The following is a 16,036-nucleotide window of genomic DNA, read 5'->3' as shown; positions in this document are numbered from 1 at the left end:
CGCCTGTCGTCCACCTTTTGCCCTTGCCGATCATGGATACTTCAGACAACACCCCTGACCAAGCTCCCGCCACCGCGCCGGACGACACCAATGTCGCCTGCATTGCGCGCCAGCCCATCGTGGATGAAAAGCGGGACGTCTACGGCTACGAGCTGTTCGACCGCTCCACGGCGGCCCACGCCCACACCGCGGCCTCCGATGCCGCGCTGCTGTTCAACGCCCTGTCCTATGCGGGGGCCGAGGCCCTGGTGGGCAAGAAAACCGTTTTCATCAACTGCACGCACGAGAGCCTGAGCGGCGCGCATCTGGAGCTGATCCACCCCGATCGCGTGGTGCTAGAGGTGCCGCCCCTGGCCGCAGACGCCAGCCAGCAGGACATAGACGCCTGCCTGCCGGTCTTCGAAGCCCTGCGCCAGCGCGGCTTCAGGCTGGCCTTCGACCAGAATCTGCTGCGCAGCAGCTATGCGTCCTGGATGTCCATGGCTTCCTTCGTCAAACTGGACATGCAGGCTTTTGCGCTGGAGCATGCCGAGAAGCTGGTGAAGCTGGCCCAGTCCCATACCCGCGCCCAGGTGGTGGCGGAAAAAGTGGAGACCGCCGAGCAGTTCGAGCGCATGCACGCCCTGGGCGTGAGGCTGTTCCAGGGCTTCTGGTTTGCCCAGCCCCAGCAGGTGCAGGCGCGCACCATACGCCCCACCCAGGCCACCATCATCCAGCTCATCAACCTGGTGCGCCAGCAGGCCAGCACCGAAGAGATCGAGGAGCTGCTCAAGAAGGACCCGACGCTGTCCTTCAACCTGCTGCGCTTCATCAACAGCTCGGGCTTCGGCCTGTCCTGCGAGATCACCTCTTTCCGTCACGCGGTGATGATTCTGGGCCTCAAGAAGCTGTTCCGCTGGGCGGCGTTGCTGCTGACCACCTCACGGGTCGGCGGCATGCCACCGGCCGTGGGCCAGACCGCCGTGGTGCGCGGCCGGCTGATGGAGCTGCTGTCGGCCGAGCTCCTGCCCCCCGAGGAAAGCGACCACGCCTTCGTGGTGGGCGTGTTCTCGCTGCTGGACGTGATGCTGAACCAGCCCATGGCCAAGGCCCTGGAATCCGTGGCCCTGCCCCAGTCCATCGTGGATGCCCTGGTGCACAACCAGGGCGTGTTCGCGCCCTTCCTGGAACTGACCCGCGCCTGCGAGTCCGGCGACGAACTGGCCTTTGCGCGCGCGGCCAATGCACTGCAGCTGTCCAACCACCAGGTCAACTGGGCGCATCTGCAGGCGCTGAGCTGGGCCGACAGCCTGGCCACCGAAGATCTCTGACGCCGCTCAAGCCAGCGGCTGAGCCAGCCAAAAGGATTGCGGCCGGACCGGCCGCAATTTTTTTTACACTCAGTTCAGCTGGATATGCGCGGCCTGGATGATCTGCGCATTGGCCTTGGATTCGGCCTCGATCTGCTTGGCAAAGTCCGCAGCCTTGCCGCCCGTGGGCACATTGTCCGTGGCCTCCAGGCGCTGCCGGATTTCGGGCAGCGCCAGCGCCTTGTTCACCTCGGCATTGAGGCGGGCCAGTATGGGTGCGGGCACGCCGGCCGGCGCGAAGATGCCGAACACCGAGGTCATATTGGCGCTCTTGTAGCCCAGCTCCGCCAGGGTCGGCACATTGGGCAGCGAATCCAGGCGCGAAGGTGCGCCTACGGCCAGGGCCTTGAACTTGCCGGCCTTGATATGCTGCATCACGGCAGGGCCGGCGTTGGTGGAGAGCACCTCGAACTGGGCACTCAGGCCGTCATTGAGCTGCTGGCCGCCGCCCTTGTAGGGGATGTGGGTGATCTGCACCTTGGCCTTGTCGCCGATCTGCTCGAGCATGATGTGGCCCAGCGAGGCCAGACCGGCCGTGGCCCAACGCACTTCGCCCGGGCGGGCCTTGGCCTGGTTGATCAGCTCGGAAAAATTCTGGGCCGTGGAACGGGTCGTTCCCAGCAACAGCACGGGCGAGTACATGACGCTGACCACGGGAACCAGGTCCTTGTGCGCATCGAACAGCGGCTTGCCCAGATGGGGGCTCAGCGTCAGCGGGCTGATGGAGGAAAAGCCCAGCGTATAGCCGTCGGGCGCCGATTTGGCCACCAGATCCAGGCCTATGGCGCCACCGGCCCCGGCCTTGTTGTCCACCACCACGGACTGGCCCAGGGCCGCCGTGAGTCTTTCGCCCAGGGCGCGGGCCACCACATCGCTGACGCCTCCGGCGGGATAGGAAACCACCAGTCGGATGGGGCGGCTGGGCCAGCCGGCATCGGCCGCGCTGGCGTTCAGGGACAGGGTTGCAGGCAGGGCGACAGCCACGGCACAGGCCAGCAGGCTTCGGCGCAAGATTCGGGTCATTAGCAATGCAGATCAGGAAAACAATGCCCGGATTTTTGACCAAAGCCTAAGCCCTTGAAGGGCTCTGCACTGCTTCGGCAGATCGATTGCGGCAAACCATCTTTCCGACCACCCATTTCATCGGAATAGGCAAGACTCAAGCGGGCCAGGCCCGGCATGCTTCGCTGCTCCGGCCGCAGCCGGCCATCCGCCGCCAGGCTGGACCCGCAGCCCGGCCTGCCGCTAGACTGCAGCCCAGGCTTTGCAGAAAGTGTTCCATGACCGACTCCACCACACTCTCACGTCGCAATCTGCTCTCGCGCGGCAGTGCCGCCTGCGCCGCTGCGCTGGCTCTGCCGACAGCCGCGCAAGCGGCCAGGTCGGCAACCCAGACCTGCGTGCTCAACGGCCTGCAACCCGTGGTTCTGACCATTTCCGGCCCGGGCATAGAGGCCAATCGCGGCAAGCTCCAGGCCGCTGGCGACCGCATGCTCATCACTCAAGGCTATCGGTTTGACACCGCCTGGTCCTGCGGACTCGATGCGCTCAACAGCCTGGAGCAGCACACACTGAGAACCGCACTCGAATACGACGAGGCCGAACACCGTCTGCACGGCCCGCTGCTGGAGCATGTGCTGCAGGCAGCCGGCCTGGACCTGGGCAAAGCCATGGCCCAGGACCATTGGCTGACCCTGCAGGGCATAGACGGCTACCGCAGCCGGATGCCGCTGGCCCAGGCCCTGCGCTGGCGCATGCTGCTGGCCACGCAGCTCGACGGGCTGCCGCTGGCCATGGGTGGCCTGGGCCCGCTGTGGAGCATCTATGCGCCGCAGCAGATCACAGAGCTAAGCCAGCTTCCGCTCAAGGAACGCTTTCACGCCGCGGTCTGGGGCCTGTACTACCTAGAGATCGGTGCCCGGCCGCCCGCAGGCTGAAGCCCTGCGCGAGCGCTAGCCGCGTGGATGGTGCTCGGCATGCAGGGCCTTGAGCCTCTCGCGCGCCACATGGGTGTAGATGGTGGTGGTGGAGATGTCGGCATGGCCCAGCAGCATCTGCACCACGCGCAGGTCCGCGCCATGGTTGAGCAGATGGGTGGCAAACGCATGGCGCAACGTGTGCGGCGACAACGGCGAGGTCACGCCGGCCAGCTGCGCACATTTCTTGACGATGACCCAGAACATCACGCGGCTCATGCCCGCGCCGCGCTGGGTCACAAACACCTCCTCGGTCTGCTGCCCGCCCAGGATGGCGGCGCGCGCCTCATGCAGATAGCGCTCCAGCCACCATTGCGCCTCCTGGCCAAAGGGCACCAGCCTCTCCTTGCGTCCCTTGCCCGTCACGCGCAGCACGCCTGCGCGCAGGTCCAGCTCGTGCATGCGCACGGTGACCAGCTCGCTCACGCGCAGGCCGCTGGCATACATCAACTCCAGCATGGCGCGGTCGCGCAGGCCCAGAGGCATGTCCACGTCCGGGGCCTGCAGCAGGGCTTCGACCTGGGCCTGGGTCAGGGTCTTGGGCATGCGCGGCGCCTGCTTGGCGGCTAGCATGCGCACCGTAGGGTCTGCGGCCACGCGCTTTTCACGCAGCGCCCAGTGGAAGTAGCGGCGCAGCACCGTCAGGCGCCGGTTGGACGAAGTGGGCTTGGTGTCATCCACGCGGACCGTGAAATAACCCTGCAGATCGGCTTCCTGTGCGGCATCCAGAGCCCTGGGCGGCGTCAGGCTGGCCAGCCAGCGGGCCACGGCCGTCAGATCGCGGCGATAGGCGGCCAGGGTATTGCGCGACAGACCGTCCTCCAGCAGCAGGGCATCGATGAACAGGTCCAGCGCATCATGGCTTTCTGGCAGCGGCTGCGGCCAGTCCTCGGGCACCATGGGCTGGCGTGGTTTCTTCTCGGCTTCAGACATGGGGCAAGCGTACACGCTGGCGCTGCTACCATGAGCCGGAATTGCGTCCCCGCCGCCCATGCTCGCCACACTTGCCATTGCCAACTACCGCAGCCTGCGCCATCTGGTCATGCCTTTGGGGCGCCTGACCGTGGTGACCGGCCCCAATGGCAGCGGCAAAAGCAGCGTCTACAAATCGCTGCGCCTGCTGGGCGATATTGCCTATGGCGGAGCCGTGCAGTCCCTGGTGCGCGAGGGCGGACTGCCCTCCACGCTCTGGGCCGGACCCGAGGAGATCACGGCCGCCATGCGCCGCGGCGAACATCCGGTACAGGGCACCGTGCGCCGCAAGACCGAGCGTCTGCAACTGGGCTTTGCCAGCCAGGGCCGGGACGGACTCAGCTATGCGATTGCGCTGGGCAGGCCCGCACCATCGAGCGTGCCCCAGCCGTTTGCGCAGGACCCCGAAATCAAGAGCGAAGCCGTCTGGGCAGGCCCCGTGTACCGCCCTGCCAGCCTGCTGGTGGAGCGCAAGGGCCCGGCTCTGAACCTGCGCAGCGATTCGCCTGGCGCAGGCCGGGCGCGCTGGCAGACACTGGAGCGCCCCGTCGCGCGCTGGGCCAGCATGATGACCGAGCTGGTGGATCCGCGCGGCGCGCCCGAGATCATCACCCTGCGCGAGGAAATACGCGCCTGGCGCTTCTACGACCATTTCCGCACCGATGCCGACGCCCCCGCGCGCCAGCCGCAGCTGGGCTGCTATACGCCGGTGCTCAGCGGCGACGGCCATGACTTGGCGGCCGCGCTGCTGACGATTCAGGAGATCGGCGACCTCGAAGCTCTGGAGCAGGCCGTGGCCGATGCGTTCTCGGGAGCCCGCCTAGCCATTGCCGGTGAAGGCGGGCGGCTGCTGCTGCAGATGCACCAGCCCGGCCTGCTGCGTCCGCTGGGCGCGGCCGAGCTTTCCGACGGCACGCTGCGCTATCTGCTGCTGATTGCCGCCCTGCTCAGCCCGCGCCCACCCCGGCTGCTGGTGCTCAACGAGCCCGAGACCAGTCTGCACCCAGACCTGTTGCCCGCTCTGGGCCGGCTGATTGCCCGGGCCGCTTGTCACACCCAGCTGATCGTGGTCACCCATGCCAAGCGCCTGCTGAATGCACTGGAGGATACGCAGTTCAGCCGCGCCGCACCCGAAGATGAAGGAGCCGATGAGCCGGCGCTGCCGGACTGGCAACCGATCCATCTGGAAAAAGAGCTGGGCGAAACCAGCATCGCCAATCTGAGCCAGCGCGAGCTGCCGCGCTGGGACTGGCCGCAGACCTGAAAACAAAGCCCGAAGGCCTTTTCAGGCACTTCGGGCTTGCGGTATCCGCTATTGCTTCAGTAGCAGATCAAGTGCTTAGTCCAGCGTCAGCTTCTGCTTGGCCACGACCTGCTTGTAGGTTTCGAACTCGTCCTTGAGCTCCTTGGTGAATTCCTGGGGCGTGTTACCCACCACCAGCGAACCCGTGTCCTCGATGCGCTTCTTCACGGCGGGGTCCTGCAGCACCTTTTTCACAGCGGCATTGATCTTGTCGACCACGGCCTTGTCCATGCCCTTGGGGCCCAGAATGCCGTAGGAAGCCATGCGGTTGACCTGGGGCAGACCCACTTCCTTGAAGGTGGGCACGTCGGGCAGCACGGCCAGGCGCTGGGGAGCGGCCACGGCGACGGCCTTGAGGCGGTTGTCCTTGATGAAGGGTAGTGCCGAAGGCAGGTTGTCCAAAATCATGGGGATCTGGCCGGCAACCGCGTCGTTCAGGGCCGGGCCCGCACCGCGGTATGGCACGTGGGTCATCTGGATACCGGTCAGCGACTTGTACAGCTCCATCAGCATGTGCTGGATGCCGCCCGTGCCGGACGAGCCATAGGAATACTTGCCGGGATTGGCCTTGAGTTCGGCCTCGAAAGCCTTGTAGCTCGCTGCGCCGGCGAACTTGGGGTTCACGGCGATCACATTGGGCGTGGCCGCAATATTGATGATAGGCGTGAAGTCCGTCAGCGGGTTATAGGGAGTCTTGGGATTGATGGCCGGATTGGTGGCCATGGTCGACAGGGTGGAAATGCCCAGGTTGTAGCCATCGGGCTTCTGACGCGCGGTTTCCTGCGCACCGATGACGCCGCCGCCACCGCCCTTGTTGTCCACGATCACGGGCTGGCCCAGTTCCTTGCCCAGCGGGTCGGCGATCACGCGCGCAATGATGTCGGTCGTGCCGCCTGCTGCAAAGGGCACAAGAAGCTTGATCGGCTTGGCGGGGAAGTTGGCGTCGGCAATCGCACCGGTCGAAACACCAGCCGTTGCAAGAGCCAAGGTCAGGCCCATCCACAGACGACGATTCATAAAGGGTCTCCTCATGAGGTTCGCAAATAACGAACTGCGAATACTAAAAGCGCGGCTAATTCCTTTTTGTTCTACACGCCCTCAATTCATCAGTGTTTACCCTTGAAAAATACAAATAAGCCGGACGGCTTGATCTTCTGCAAGGAGCCGGCACCCGGCTCGCGCCGAGGCCGACGGAATGACGCTACCCCTTCCCCGCAGCGCTGCTCGGGGCCTTATCCCTGGAAGGCCTGGCTTTCGGCGCTAGTCCTGCGCCTGAGCCAGCGCCCAGGCCACATGCTCGCGCACCACGGCATCCTCATGCGCGGCGCGCTGTTGCAAGGCCCGGATCAACTCCCGCTTCTGCGCTTCGTCCCTGGAGGCGCGCAGAGCATTGCCCATGGCCACGGCCACATTGCGCAGCCAGCGTGCGTGGCCTATGCGGCGTATGGGACTGCCTTCGGTCAGGCGCAGAAAAGTGGCTTCGTCCCAGCCGAGGTAGTGCACCAGCTGCATGTCCGTGAAGCCCGCGCGAGCATCGAAGTCCGGCAGGCTGCTGCGCTGGGCGAATTTGTTCCACGGGCAGGCCAGCTGGCAGTCGTCGCAACCGTAGATGCGGTTGGCCATCAGCGGGCGCAATGCCTCGGGAATGCTGCCCGCATGCTCGATGGTCAGGTAGGAGATGCAGCGACGCGCATCGACCTGGTGCGCGCCTATGATGGCTCCCGTGGGGCAGGCATCCATGCAAGACGTGCAGTTGCCGCAATGGGCGCTCACCGGCGCCGTGGGCTCCAGAGCGAAGTCCACATAGATCTCGCCCAGAAAGAACATCGAGCCGGCCTCACGGTTGAGCACCAGCGTGTGCTTGCCGCGCCAGCCCTGGCCGCTGCGGCTGGCAAGCTCGGCCTCCAGCACGGGGGCCGAATCGGTGAAGGCCCGGTGACCGAAGGGGCCGATTTCCTCGGCGATGCGCTCGGCCAGCTTCTGCAGGCGGTTGCGCAGCACCTTGTGATAGTCCCGGCCGCGCGCATACATGGAGACAATGCCTTCGCCCGGGCGCTCGAGCCGCGACCATTCCACGGCCTGCCAGCCGTCGGGCGTGTCCCGCGGCAAATAGTCCATGCGCGCGGTGATCACGCTCACCGTGCCGGGAACTAATTCCGCCGGCCGTGCTCGTTTCATTCCATGGGCCTGCATGTAATGCATCTCGCCATGGAAGCCCTGCGCCAACCACTGCAGCAAGCCGGGTTCTGCCGAGGACAAATCCACGCCGGCCACGCCGATTTGGGAGAATCCCAGCTCGCCGGCCCAGGCTTGCATCAAAGGAACCAATTGACTGCTGCTCAACATACACCACGAATTGTAGAAAACCAGCCCCCTCAGGCGCTGACGCAGCTACAGATAGTCTGGCGCGACGAACAAGATACCGAACGCTTTGCGCAGCAGCTGGCCGCCCAGCCCCAGCTGCGCAACGCTTATGTGACGCTGCACGGCGACCTGGGCGCGGGCAAGACCACGCTGGTGCGCCACTGGCTGCGCGCCCTGGGCGTGCAGGGCCGCATCAAAAGCCCGACCTATGCCGTGGTGGAGCCGCACGAGGCCGGCGCGCTGTCGATCTGGCATTTCGACTTCTACCGCTTCGACGACCCGCGCGAATGGGAAGATGCGGGCTTTCGCGACATTTTTGCCAGCCCCGGTCTCAAGCTGGCAGAATGGCCCGAAAAAGCCGCAGCGGTTACACCCGTTGCGGATATAGCTATCCATATTGAAGCAATTGACGATGCGCAGCGGCAAGTGACCCTCAAGGCGGGCACTCCCGTGGGCTGTGCGGTGCTTGAAGCATTCAGGGCATGAGCAAAACATCATCCACACCTGTTCCGTTTGGCCTGTCGCGCCGCAGCCTGCTGCAGGCCGGCGGCGTGGTCCTGCTGCTGGGCCGCCAGCACATTGCCCAGGGCGCGAGCATCGTCGCCGTGCGGGTCTGGCCCGCGCCCGAGTATTCGCGTGTGACCATTGAGTCCGACATTCCCCTGAGTGCCAAGCCCGTCTTCGTGCCCACCCCGCCGCGCCTAGCCGTGGACGTGGAAGGCATAGACCTCAACCCGGCCCTGCGCGAGCTGGTGGCCAAGGTGCGCTCCGACGACCCCAACATCGCCAGCATCCGCGTGGGCCAGTTTGCGCCGGGCATTGTGCGTCTGGTCATAGACCTTAAGCAGGAAGCCCGGCCCCAGGTCTTCACCCTGGCCCCCATCGCGCCCTACAAGCACCGCCTGGTGCTGGACCTCTACCCGGCCAAGGCCGTGGACCCGCTGGAGGCGCTGATCAGCGAACGCCTGCGCGATGCCAGCGGCAGCACGGCGGCCGCCAGCACTGCAGCGCCCCCCATCGCCACCCCGCCGCCCGCGGCGGTGGCCGCAGCGCCGCTCGCCGACCCTCTGGGCGACCTGATTGCCCAGCGCAACCAGCGTCCGGCCCCTGCACCGGCTGCCCCCCCACCGGCGGTCATCGCTCAAGCTCCGTCCCCCGTGCCGGCCCCTGCACCGCGGCCGGCTCCCGCACCAGCGCCCCGGCAGGCGCCGAATATCGCGACCTCGCGCAGCACCGACCGCATCATCATCGTGGCCCTGGACCCCGGCCATGGCGGTGAAGACCCCGGCGCCACCGGCCCCAGCGGCCTGCGCGAAAAAGACGTGGTGCTCAAGATCGGCCATCTGCTGCGCGAGCGCATCAACGACGCCCGCATAGGCGGCAACCCCATGCGTGCCTTCATGACGCGCGACGCCGACTTCTTCGTGCCCCTGGCCACCCGCGTGGACAAGGCCCGCCGCGTGCAGGCCGACCTGTTCATCAGCATCCACGCCGATGCCTTCACCACCCCGGCCGCGCGCGGCGCCAGCGTGTTTGCGCTCAGCGAGCGCGGTGCCTCGAGCACGGCCGCGCGCTGGCTGGCCAACAAGGAGAACCAGTCCGACCTCGTGGGCGGCCTGAACATGGGCGTGCAGGACCAGCATGTGCAGCGCATGCTGCTGGACATGAGCACCACGGCGCAGATCAAGGACAGCCTCAAGCTCGGCACCTCGCTGCTAGGCGAGATCAGCGGCATGGCCAAGCTGCACAAGGGCAAGGTGGAGCAGGCCGGCTTTGCGGTGCTCAAGGCTCCCGACATCCCCAGTGTGCTGGTGGAAACGGCTTTCATCAGCAACCCCGAGGAAGAGGCCAAGCTGCGCAGCAGCGCCTATCAGGAGCAGCTCGCGGATGCGCTCATGAACGGCATACGCAAGTACTTTGCGCACAACCCGCCGCTGGCGCGCAGCCGGTCGGTGTAAGCGTGCAGCGCTGGCCAGGCGCAGAGCAAAGCTGCTGGCGATAGGGGCTTGCGCCTCCTCTATCTCCCTGCGCTGGAGGTTTGGGAGGAAAATGTAGCCGTCCCCAACGAGGAAGGTCGTGTCAGGCCAAATGGCAGATCGTCATGACCTTCCTACTCTAAGGAGATGACTGATGTTTCTTCGTACCCTGACTCTTGCCGCAGCCCTGACCATGGCCCTGGCCGGCTGCGCCTCCCACCCGACCAACGCCCAGATCGGCACCGGCGTGGGCGCCGTGGCCGGCGGCGTGGTGGGCGATGCGCTGTTTGGCAACACCCTGGGCACCGTTGGCGGAGCCGCCGCTGGCGCCCTGATTGGTAATGAAGTGGGCAAGCGCCACTGAGCAAAGCCTTGGCACCCACAAAAAAGCCCCGGCATGCCGGGGCTTTTTTGCACTCGAATCGGACGAAACCGCGGCCCGGCTTGCGCCGGCAGCTATCGAGAATCCTGTTCTCAGGCGGCGCTGACCTTTTCGGCGCGGCCGCCGCGCCAGGCGCCGAAGATGGCGATCAGCCCCGGCACCAGGATCAGACCCCAGATGATCTTCTCGAGGTTGTTCTTGACCCATTCCATATTGCCGAAGAAATAGCCCGCAGCGCTGATGCCCAGCACCCAGATCACCGCGCCGGTCACATTGAACAGGCTGAACCTGGAGCGGCTCATGTGCGCGACCCCGGCCACAAAAGGCGCAAACGTGCGGATGAACGGCATGAAGCGCGCCAGGATGATGGTCACGCCGCCATAGCGCTCGTAGAAATCATGCGCGCGGTCGAAAGCCTTGCGGTTGAACCAGCGCGAATCCTCCCACTGGAAGACCTTGGGCCCGAGGTAGCGGCCTATCGTGTAATTGCACTGGTCGCCCAGAATGGCGGCGGCCAGCAGCACCACGGCGGCCAGCGGGTAGCTCATGAAGCCCGCGCCGCAGAGCGCGCCCACGATGAACAGCAGGGAGTCACCGGGCAGGAACGGCATGACCACGACGCCGGTCTCCACAAACACGATGATGAACAGCAAGGCATACACCCAGGGCCCATAGGCCACGACAAAAGCTTCCAGATGCTTGTCGATATGCAGGATGAAGTCGATCAGGAACTGAATGATTTCCAAGGCACTATCCTCTGAGATTCTGGGCCCGTAATGTACTGCGCATTGCGGCCCGCGACGGCGAGCAACCGCTGCCACACACGGACATCGGCGCGGCCGCCCAATACAGCCGCTTGCAGCGGAGAACAAATATACAAGCGCACCGCGCATTTGTTACAAATTCCACACAACCGATACCTCTACTTCAAAAAAACCGGGCATGCTTGCGGGCACATTAGAGCCTTGTAAACGGGCATGCTGCAGACAGCAGCCCACCCATCCATGAGCATCCGCCGCAATGCACCTCCTCCCGGCCTGGGACCGGCTGCACGGCATTCTTCACAAGAATCAACGAGAGGATTCAACACCATGAACAAGATCACTGTGCGTTATGGCAAGGCCCTGACCCTGACGGCTGCCCTGGTGGGTGCCATGGCTCTGGGCGGCTGCGCCCACGGCCCCAGCAACCGCCAGCTCGGCATCGGTGCCGGTGCCGTTGCCGGCGGTGCGGTCGGCAACGTGCTGTTCGGCGGCCCTATCGGCACCATCGGCGGTGCCGCAGCCGGCGCGCTGATCGGCAACGAGATGACCAGCGGCCACCGTCGCTAAGCACGCGCTCCTCAGGCCGCAGGGCCCACGCCAAAGAGCTGCATCCGCAGCTCTTTTTCATTGCGGAATGCACAAAAGACCGACTTCCAAACTGTCTTGCGCCCGCGCCTAGAATGGCCGACGTGAACGCATCCAGCCCAGAAACCTCCTCCACGCCTTCCGCAACCGGCGCGCCCGTGCGCCGCCCTATCCGCGATCTGCCCGACGAGCTGATCAGCCAGATCGCCGCGGGCGAGGTGGTCGAGCGCCCTGCCTCCGTGGTGCGCGAACTCGTGGACAACGCGCTGGACTCCGGCGCCAGCCAGATCACCGTGCGCCTGCTGGCCGGCGGCGTGCGCCTGATCGCCGTGGAAGACGACGGCTGCGGCATTCCGCAGGCCGAGCTGCCCGTGGCCTTGCGCCGCCATGCGACCAGCAAGATCACCGATCTGCACGATCTGGAGACCGTGGCCACCATGGGCTTTCGCGGCGAGGCGCTGGCCGCCATCGCCTCGGTGTCCGAGACCTCCATCTTCTCGCGCCCCGCGGGGCAGGAATCGGCGTTTCTGCTCGACGCCCGCAGTGGCGAGCTGCGTCCCGCGGCCCGCAACCAGGGCACGACGGTGGAGGTCAAGGAGCTGTTCTTCTCCACGCCCGCACGCCGCAAATTCCTCAAGAGCGATGCCACCGAACTCGCGCACTGCATCGAGTCCGTGCGCCGCCATGCGCTGGCCCGGCCCGATGTGGGCTTTGCCATCTGGCACGAGGGCAAGCTGGTCGAGCAGTGGCGCGCGGCCACGGGCGCCTCCGAAGAAGCGCTGTCGCGCCGCCTGGCCGACGTGCTCAGCGACAAGTTTGTCGAGCACTCCGTGGCCGTCGATCACTGGGCCGGAGCCGTCCATGTGACCGGCCGCGCCGGCATTCCCGATGCTGCGCGCTCGCGGCCCGACCAGCAGTTCTGCTATGTCAACGGCCGCTTTGTGCGCGACAAGGTGCTGACCCATGCGGCCCGCGCGGCCTACGAGGATGTGCTGCACGGCAACAAGCAGCCGGTTTATGCGCTGTATATCGAGATCGATCCCGCACGCGTGGACGTGAACGTGCACCCGACCAAGATCGAGGTGCGCTTTCGCGACAGCCGCGAAGTGCACCAGGCCGTGCGCCATGCGATCGACAACGCACTGGCTGCGCCGCGCGCGGCCGCCGTGGTCGAAGCCGCCGCTCAGGAAGCGGCACGCCAGCCGGCTCTGATCGACGCCGTGCCCCAGCCCGCTACCAAGCCTGCCGCCCCCCCGGCCTGGCCCCAGACCCGCATGAGCTTTGGCGAGGAACGCGCGGGCACACCGGTCAGCGATCTGGCCAAGCTCTGGGCGCCCATGCGCGAAACCGCTGCAACAGCGGCGCCCGTGGCGACGGCGGCCAGCACGCCGGCCGCGGCAGCGACCGGCGGCAGCCCGACGGCGGAAGACAGCAGCATCAAGCTGCGGCCCTCGGGGCAGTCCAGCTATTTCCAGCAACCAGCACCTGTCGCCCATTCCGTACAGGCGCCAGCAGCAGCGGCTTCAATAGCCACAACGGCAGCGCCGGCCCAGGCTGCACTGCAGACGCAAGCGCCTGCCGTGCCCGAGCCGACACCTGCCGACGCCTCCCCCGTCTGGCCACTGGGCCGCGCCGTGGCGCAGATCCACGGCGTGTACATCCTGGCCGAGAACTCCCAGGGCATGGTCATCGTGGACATGCACGCCGCCCATGAGCGCATCGTCTACGAGCAGCTCAAGAATGCCCTGAATACGGAAAACGGCGATCAGCAGATCCCCAGCCAGCCGCTGCTGATTCCCGCGACCTTCGCGGCCACGCCCGAGGAAGTGGCCACGGCCGAAACCCATGCCGATACGCTGCAGGCCCTGGGCCTGGAGGTCTCGCCCTTCTCGCCCAAGACCCTGGCCGTGCGCGCCGTGCCCGCCACCCTGGCCCAGGGCGATGCCGTGGAACTAGCGCGCAGCGTGCTGGCCGAGCTGGCCCAGCACGACGCCAGCACCGTGGTGCAGCGCGCGCGCAACGAGATTCTGGCGACCATGGCCTGCCACGGTGCGGTGCGCGCCAACCGCAAGCTCACACTGGACGAGATGAACGCGCTGCTGCGCCAGATGGAAGTGACCGAGCGCTCCGACCAGTGCAACCATGGCCGCCCCACCTGGCGCCAGCTGGGCATGAAGGATCTGGACGCGCTGTTCCTGCGCGGCCGCTAAGCCCCGGTGCGTCGGCCCGGTGCGCAGGCCGGCGCATCTGCTTGCTGCGGCCGTCAACGACCCGATTGACTGCAAGCCCATGGGTGCCTTGCCGTTCACGCTACGGTTTCCATAGCCGCCCGCAGATCTGCACCAATTTGGTGCTATCACAAAAACATTCCCGCATCATGAAGCCAAGTCCAGGCTCATGCATGCGCGTGCGCGCTCATCGCGGATTGGCAAGGCTGCCCCATGCAGGACGAGAGCCCCCAGCAGCAATCCCAAGTTGTTGCCAGGCAAGGAAAAATCTCATGACAACGCACCAAAAAGTGGCATTTGTGCACCATGGTTGCGCCTGTGTTCACCAAAAAAGAGCATGAAGGCATAACTTTTTGGCATAATTTTAGTTTCGCGAATTTCAGCGCATCCCTCTGTCTAGTCAGAAAGTTCTCTCTATGAAGTACGAGTCCGTCGGCCAATTCCTGGAAGAAGTGGCACAACGCAACCCCGGCCAGCCCGAATTCCTGCAAGCCGTCACCGAAGTGATGGAAAGCCTCTGGCCCTTCATCGAGAAGAACCCAAAGTACGCCGAAAGCGCTCTGCTCGAGCGCCTGGTCGAGCCCGAGCGCATCATCCAGTTCCGCGTGAGCTGGACCGACGACAAGGGCCAGGTCCATGTGAACCGTGGTTTCCGCATCCAGCACAGCATGGCCATCGGCCCCTACAAGGGCGGTCTGCGCTTCCACCCCTCGGTGAACCAGTCCGTGCTGAAGTTCCTAGCTTTCGAGCAGACCTTCAAGAATGCGCTGACCACGCTGCCCATGGGCGGCGGCAAGGGCGGCTCGGACTTCGATCCCAAGGGCAAGAGCCCGGCCGAAGTCATGCGCTTCTGCCAGGCCTTCGTGAGCGAGCTGTTCCGCCACGTGGGTCCCGACACCGACGTGCCCGCTGGTGACATCGGCGTGGGCGGCCGCGAAGTCGGCTTCATGGCCGGCATGTACAAGAAGCTATCCAACACCGCGGGCAGCGTGTTCACGGGCAAGGGCCTGTCCTTCGGCGGCTCGCTGATCCGCCCCGAAGCCACGGGCTACGGCACCGTGTACTTCGCCCAGGAAATGCTGGCCACCCGCGGCCAGTCCTTCAAGGGCAAGACCGTGTCGGTCTCCGGCTCGGGCAATGTGGCGCAGTACGCCGTGGAAAAAGCCCTGCAGCTGGGCGCCAAGGTCGTGACCGTGTCCGACTCCTCGGGCACGGCCTACGACCCCGAAGGCTTCACTCCCGAGAAGCTGGCCATCCTGATGGAGGTCAAGAACCACCACTACGGCCGCGTGAGCGACTACGCCGCCAAGGTGCCCGGCGTGCAATTCCTGGCCGGCCAGTGCCCCTGGTCCATCAAGGTGGACGTGGCCCTGCCCTGCGCGACCCAGAACGAACTGAGCGAAGCCGATGCCAAGACCCTGATCGCCAACGGCGTGCTGTGCGTGGCCGAAGGTGCCAACATGCCTTCGACCAACGAAGCCGCCAAGGCCTTTGAGAAGGCCGGCGTGCTCTACGCCCCCGGCAAGGCATCGAACGCCGGCGGCGTGGCTACCTCGGGCCTGGAAATGAGCCAGAACGCCATGCGCCTGTCGTGGACCTGCGAAGAAGTGGACGCCCGTCTGCTGCAGATCATGCAAGGCATCCATGCGGCCTGCCTGAAGTACGGCAAGCGCGAAGACGGCAGCGTGAGCTACATCGACGGCGCCAACGTGGCCGGCTTCGTGAAGGTGGCCGACGCCATGCTGGCACAGGGCGTGATCTAAGCTTTACGCCGGATCTCCCATCAAAAGGCCCTGCGGGGCCTTTTTTATTGGCCGTATCGCGAGCAGCAGCGTCTTCCGGGACCCAAGCGTATGCGCCCGCATCGGGCACTTTGAGCCGCAGCTGGATTGAGCGGGCTCGGCAGCGACCATGCACCCGGCGAGATGCCAGCGCCTGAAAGAATGCAGACCATCCATCGCCCATCGACGCTGCCGAATTTTCAGGCCCGCATAAACGGTTATGCTCCGGCAGCGATATCCAGTTACAAATTGGAACGCAGCTAGCCATTCGACAAGCTCTGGCGGCTAGCATCTCAATCCGGTTGGGCATATGCAGCCTGAGTCTGCCCCGCTTTTCATCAGCTCTAGGCGGGAGA

General features: G+C 65.5%; 14 protein-coding genes. 9 read left to right on the top strand and 5 right to left on the bottom strand.

Translation table 11 applies throughout. The features are described from left to right. The first annotated feature begins 32 nt into the window (after positions 1-32). Positions 33-1,310 carry an EAL and HDOD domain-containing protein gene (locus AB6724_RS01100; RefSeq protein ID WP_369336654.1) on the top strand — a complete coding sequence of 426 codons (1,278 nt, stop codon included), beginning with the start codon at positions 33-35 and terminating at the stop codon, positions 1,308-1,310. 69 nt (positions 1,311-1,379) lie between these two features. Here AB6724_RS01100 and AB6724_RS01095 read toward each other — a convergent pair whose 3' ends face one another. Then, a complete protein-coding gene (locus tag AB6724_RS01095; protein WP_369336653.1) occupies positions 1,380-2,372 on the bottom strand; it encodes a Bug family tripartite tricarboxylate transporter substrate binding protein in 993 nt (330 codons plus the stop codon). Between the two features lie 257 nt (positions 2,373-2,629). Between AB6724_RS01095 and AB6724_RS01090 the strand changes: the two genes are divergently transcribed. Beyond that, on the top strand, positions 2,630-3,286 hold the full coding sequence (locus AB6724_RS01090) for a Twin-arginine translocation pathway signal (RefSeq protein ID WP_369336652.1): 657 nt from the start codon (positions 2,630-2,632) through the stop codon (positions 3,284-3,286). A gap of 15 nt (positions 3,287-3,301) precedes the next feature. Here the strand turns inward: AB6724_RS01090 and xerD are convergent, their stop codons facing one another. Further along, a complete protein-coding gene (gene xerD / locus AB6724_RS01085; RefSeq protein ID WP_439329812.1) occupies positions 3,302-4,258 on the bottom strand; it encodes a site-specific tyrosine recombinase XerD in 957 nt (318 codons plus the stop codon). Between the two features lie 58 nt (positions 4,259-4,316). Between xerD and AB6724_RS01080 the strand changes: the two genes are divergently transcribed. Further along, entirely contained in the window at positions 4,317-5,561 is a 1,245-nt protein-coding gene (locus AB6724_RS01080; protein ID WP_369336651.1) for an AAA family ATPase, read from the top strand. A gap of 75 nt (positions 5,562-5,636) precedes the next feature. Here the strand turns inward: AB6724_RS01080 and AB6724_RS01075 are convergent, their stop codons facing one another. Then, entirely contained in the window at positions 5,637-6,617 is a 981-nt protein-coding gene (locus tag AB6724_RS01075) for a tripartite tricarboxylate transporter substrate binding protein BugE (protein ID WP_369336650.1), read from the bottom strand. Between the two features lie 243 nt (positions 6,618-6,860). Next, positions 6,861-7,916 carry a tRNA epoxyqueuosine(34) reductase QueG gene (gene queG / locus AB6724_RS01070; protein WP_369336649.1) on the bottom strand — a complete coding sequence of 352 codons (1,056 nt, stop codon included), beginning with the start codon at positions 7,914-7,916 and terminating at the stop codon, positions 6,861-6,863. Between the two features lie 12 nt (positions 7,917-7,928). Here queG and tsaE point away from each other — a divergent pair, with 12 nt between their 5' ends. The 3 genes from tsaE (at position 7,929) to AB6724_RS01055 (ending at position 10,304) form a co-directional block, all read left to right on the top strand. Beyond that, the gene (gene tsaE / locus AB6724_RS01065) at positions 7,929-8,450 is read left to right on the top strand and encodes a tRNA (adenosine(37)-N6)-threonylcarbamoyltransferase complex ATPase subunit type 1 TsaE (RefSeq protein WP_369336648.1); all 522 of its coding nucleotides are present in this window, start codon (positions 7,929-7,931) and stop codon (positions 8,448-8,450) included. Next, positions 8,447-9,922 (top strand): N-acetylmuramoyl-L-alanine amidase, encoded by a 1,476-nt coding sequence (locus AB6724_RS01060; RefSeq protein ID WP_369336647.1) that lies wholly within the window; start codon positions 8,447-8,449, stop codon positions 9,920-9,922. Before tsaE ends, AB6724_RS01060 begins: the two co-directional genes overlap by 4 nt. Positions 9,923-10,094: 172 nt before the next feature. After that, a complete protein-coding gene (locus tag AB6724_RS01055; protein ID WP_369336646.1) occupies positions 10,095-10,304 on the top strand; it encodes a YMGG-like glycine zipper-containing protein in 210 nt (69 codons plus the stop codon). A 110-nt stretch (positions 10,305-10,414) separates the two neighbouring features. Here AB6724_RS01055 and AB6724_RS01050 read toward each other — a convergent pair whose 3' ends face one another. Then, a complete protein-coding gene (locus AB6724_RS01050; RefSeq protein ID WP_369336645.1) occupies positions 10,415-11,068 on the bottom strand; it encodes a DedA family protein in 654 nt (217 codons plus the stop codon). A 345-nt stretch (positions 11,069-11,413) separates the two neighbouring features. Here AB6724_RS01050 and AB6724_RS01045 point away from each other — a divergent pair, with 345 nt between their 5' ends. The 3 genes from AB6724_RS01045 to gdhA all read left to right on the top strand — a co-directional run bounded on the left by AB6724_RS01045 (position 11,414) and on the right by gdhA (position 15,662). Continuing rightward, positions 11,414-11,653: a glycine zipper 2TM domain-containing protein gene (locus AB6724_RS01045; protein WP_369336644.1), complete on the top strand. Its 240-nt coding sequence runs from the start codon at positions 11,414-11,416 to the stop codon at positions 11,651-11,653. A 113-nt stretch (positions 11,654-11,766) separates the two neighbouring features. Next, entirely contained in the window at positions 11,767-13,881 is a 2,115-nt protein-coding gene (gene mutL / locus AB6724_RS01040; RefSeq protein ID WP_369336643.1) for a DNA mismatch repair endonuclease MutL, read from the top strand. A 434-nt stretch (positions 13,882-14,315) separates the two neighbouring features. Next, entirely contained in the window at positions 14,316-15,662 is a 1,347-nt protein-coding gene (gdhA, locus tag AB6724_RS01035; RefSeq protein ID WP_369336642.1) for an NADP-specific glutamate dehydrogenase, read from the top strand. The last annotated feature ends 374 nt before the right edge of the window (positions 15,663-16,036 follow it).

Source organism: Comamonas guangdongensis (genome assembly GCF_041079535.1).
Classification (GTDB): Bacteria; Pseudomonadota; Gammaproteobacteria; order Burkholderiales; family Burkholderiaceae_C; genus Comamonas; species Comamonas guangdongensis.
Note: the sequence above shows the minus strand (reverse complement) of the source record. Positions and strands in the feature narration are given on the sequence as shown.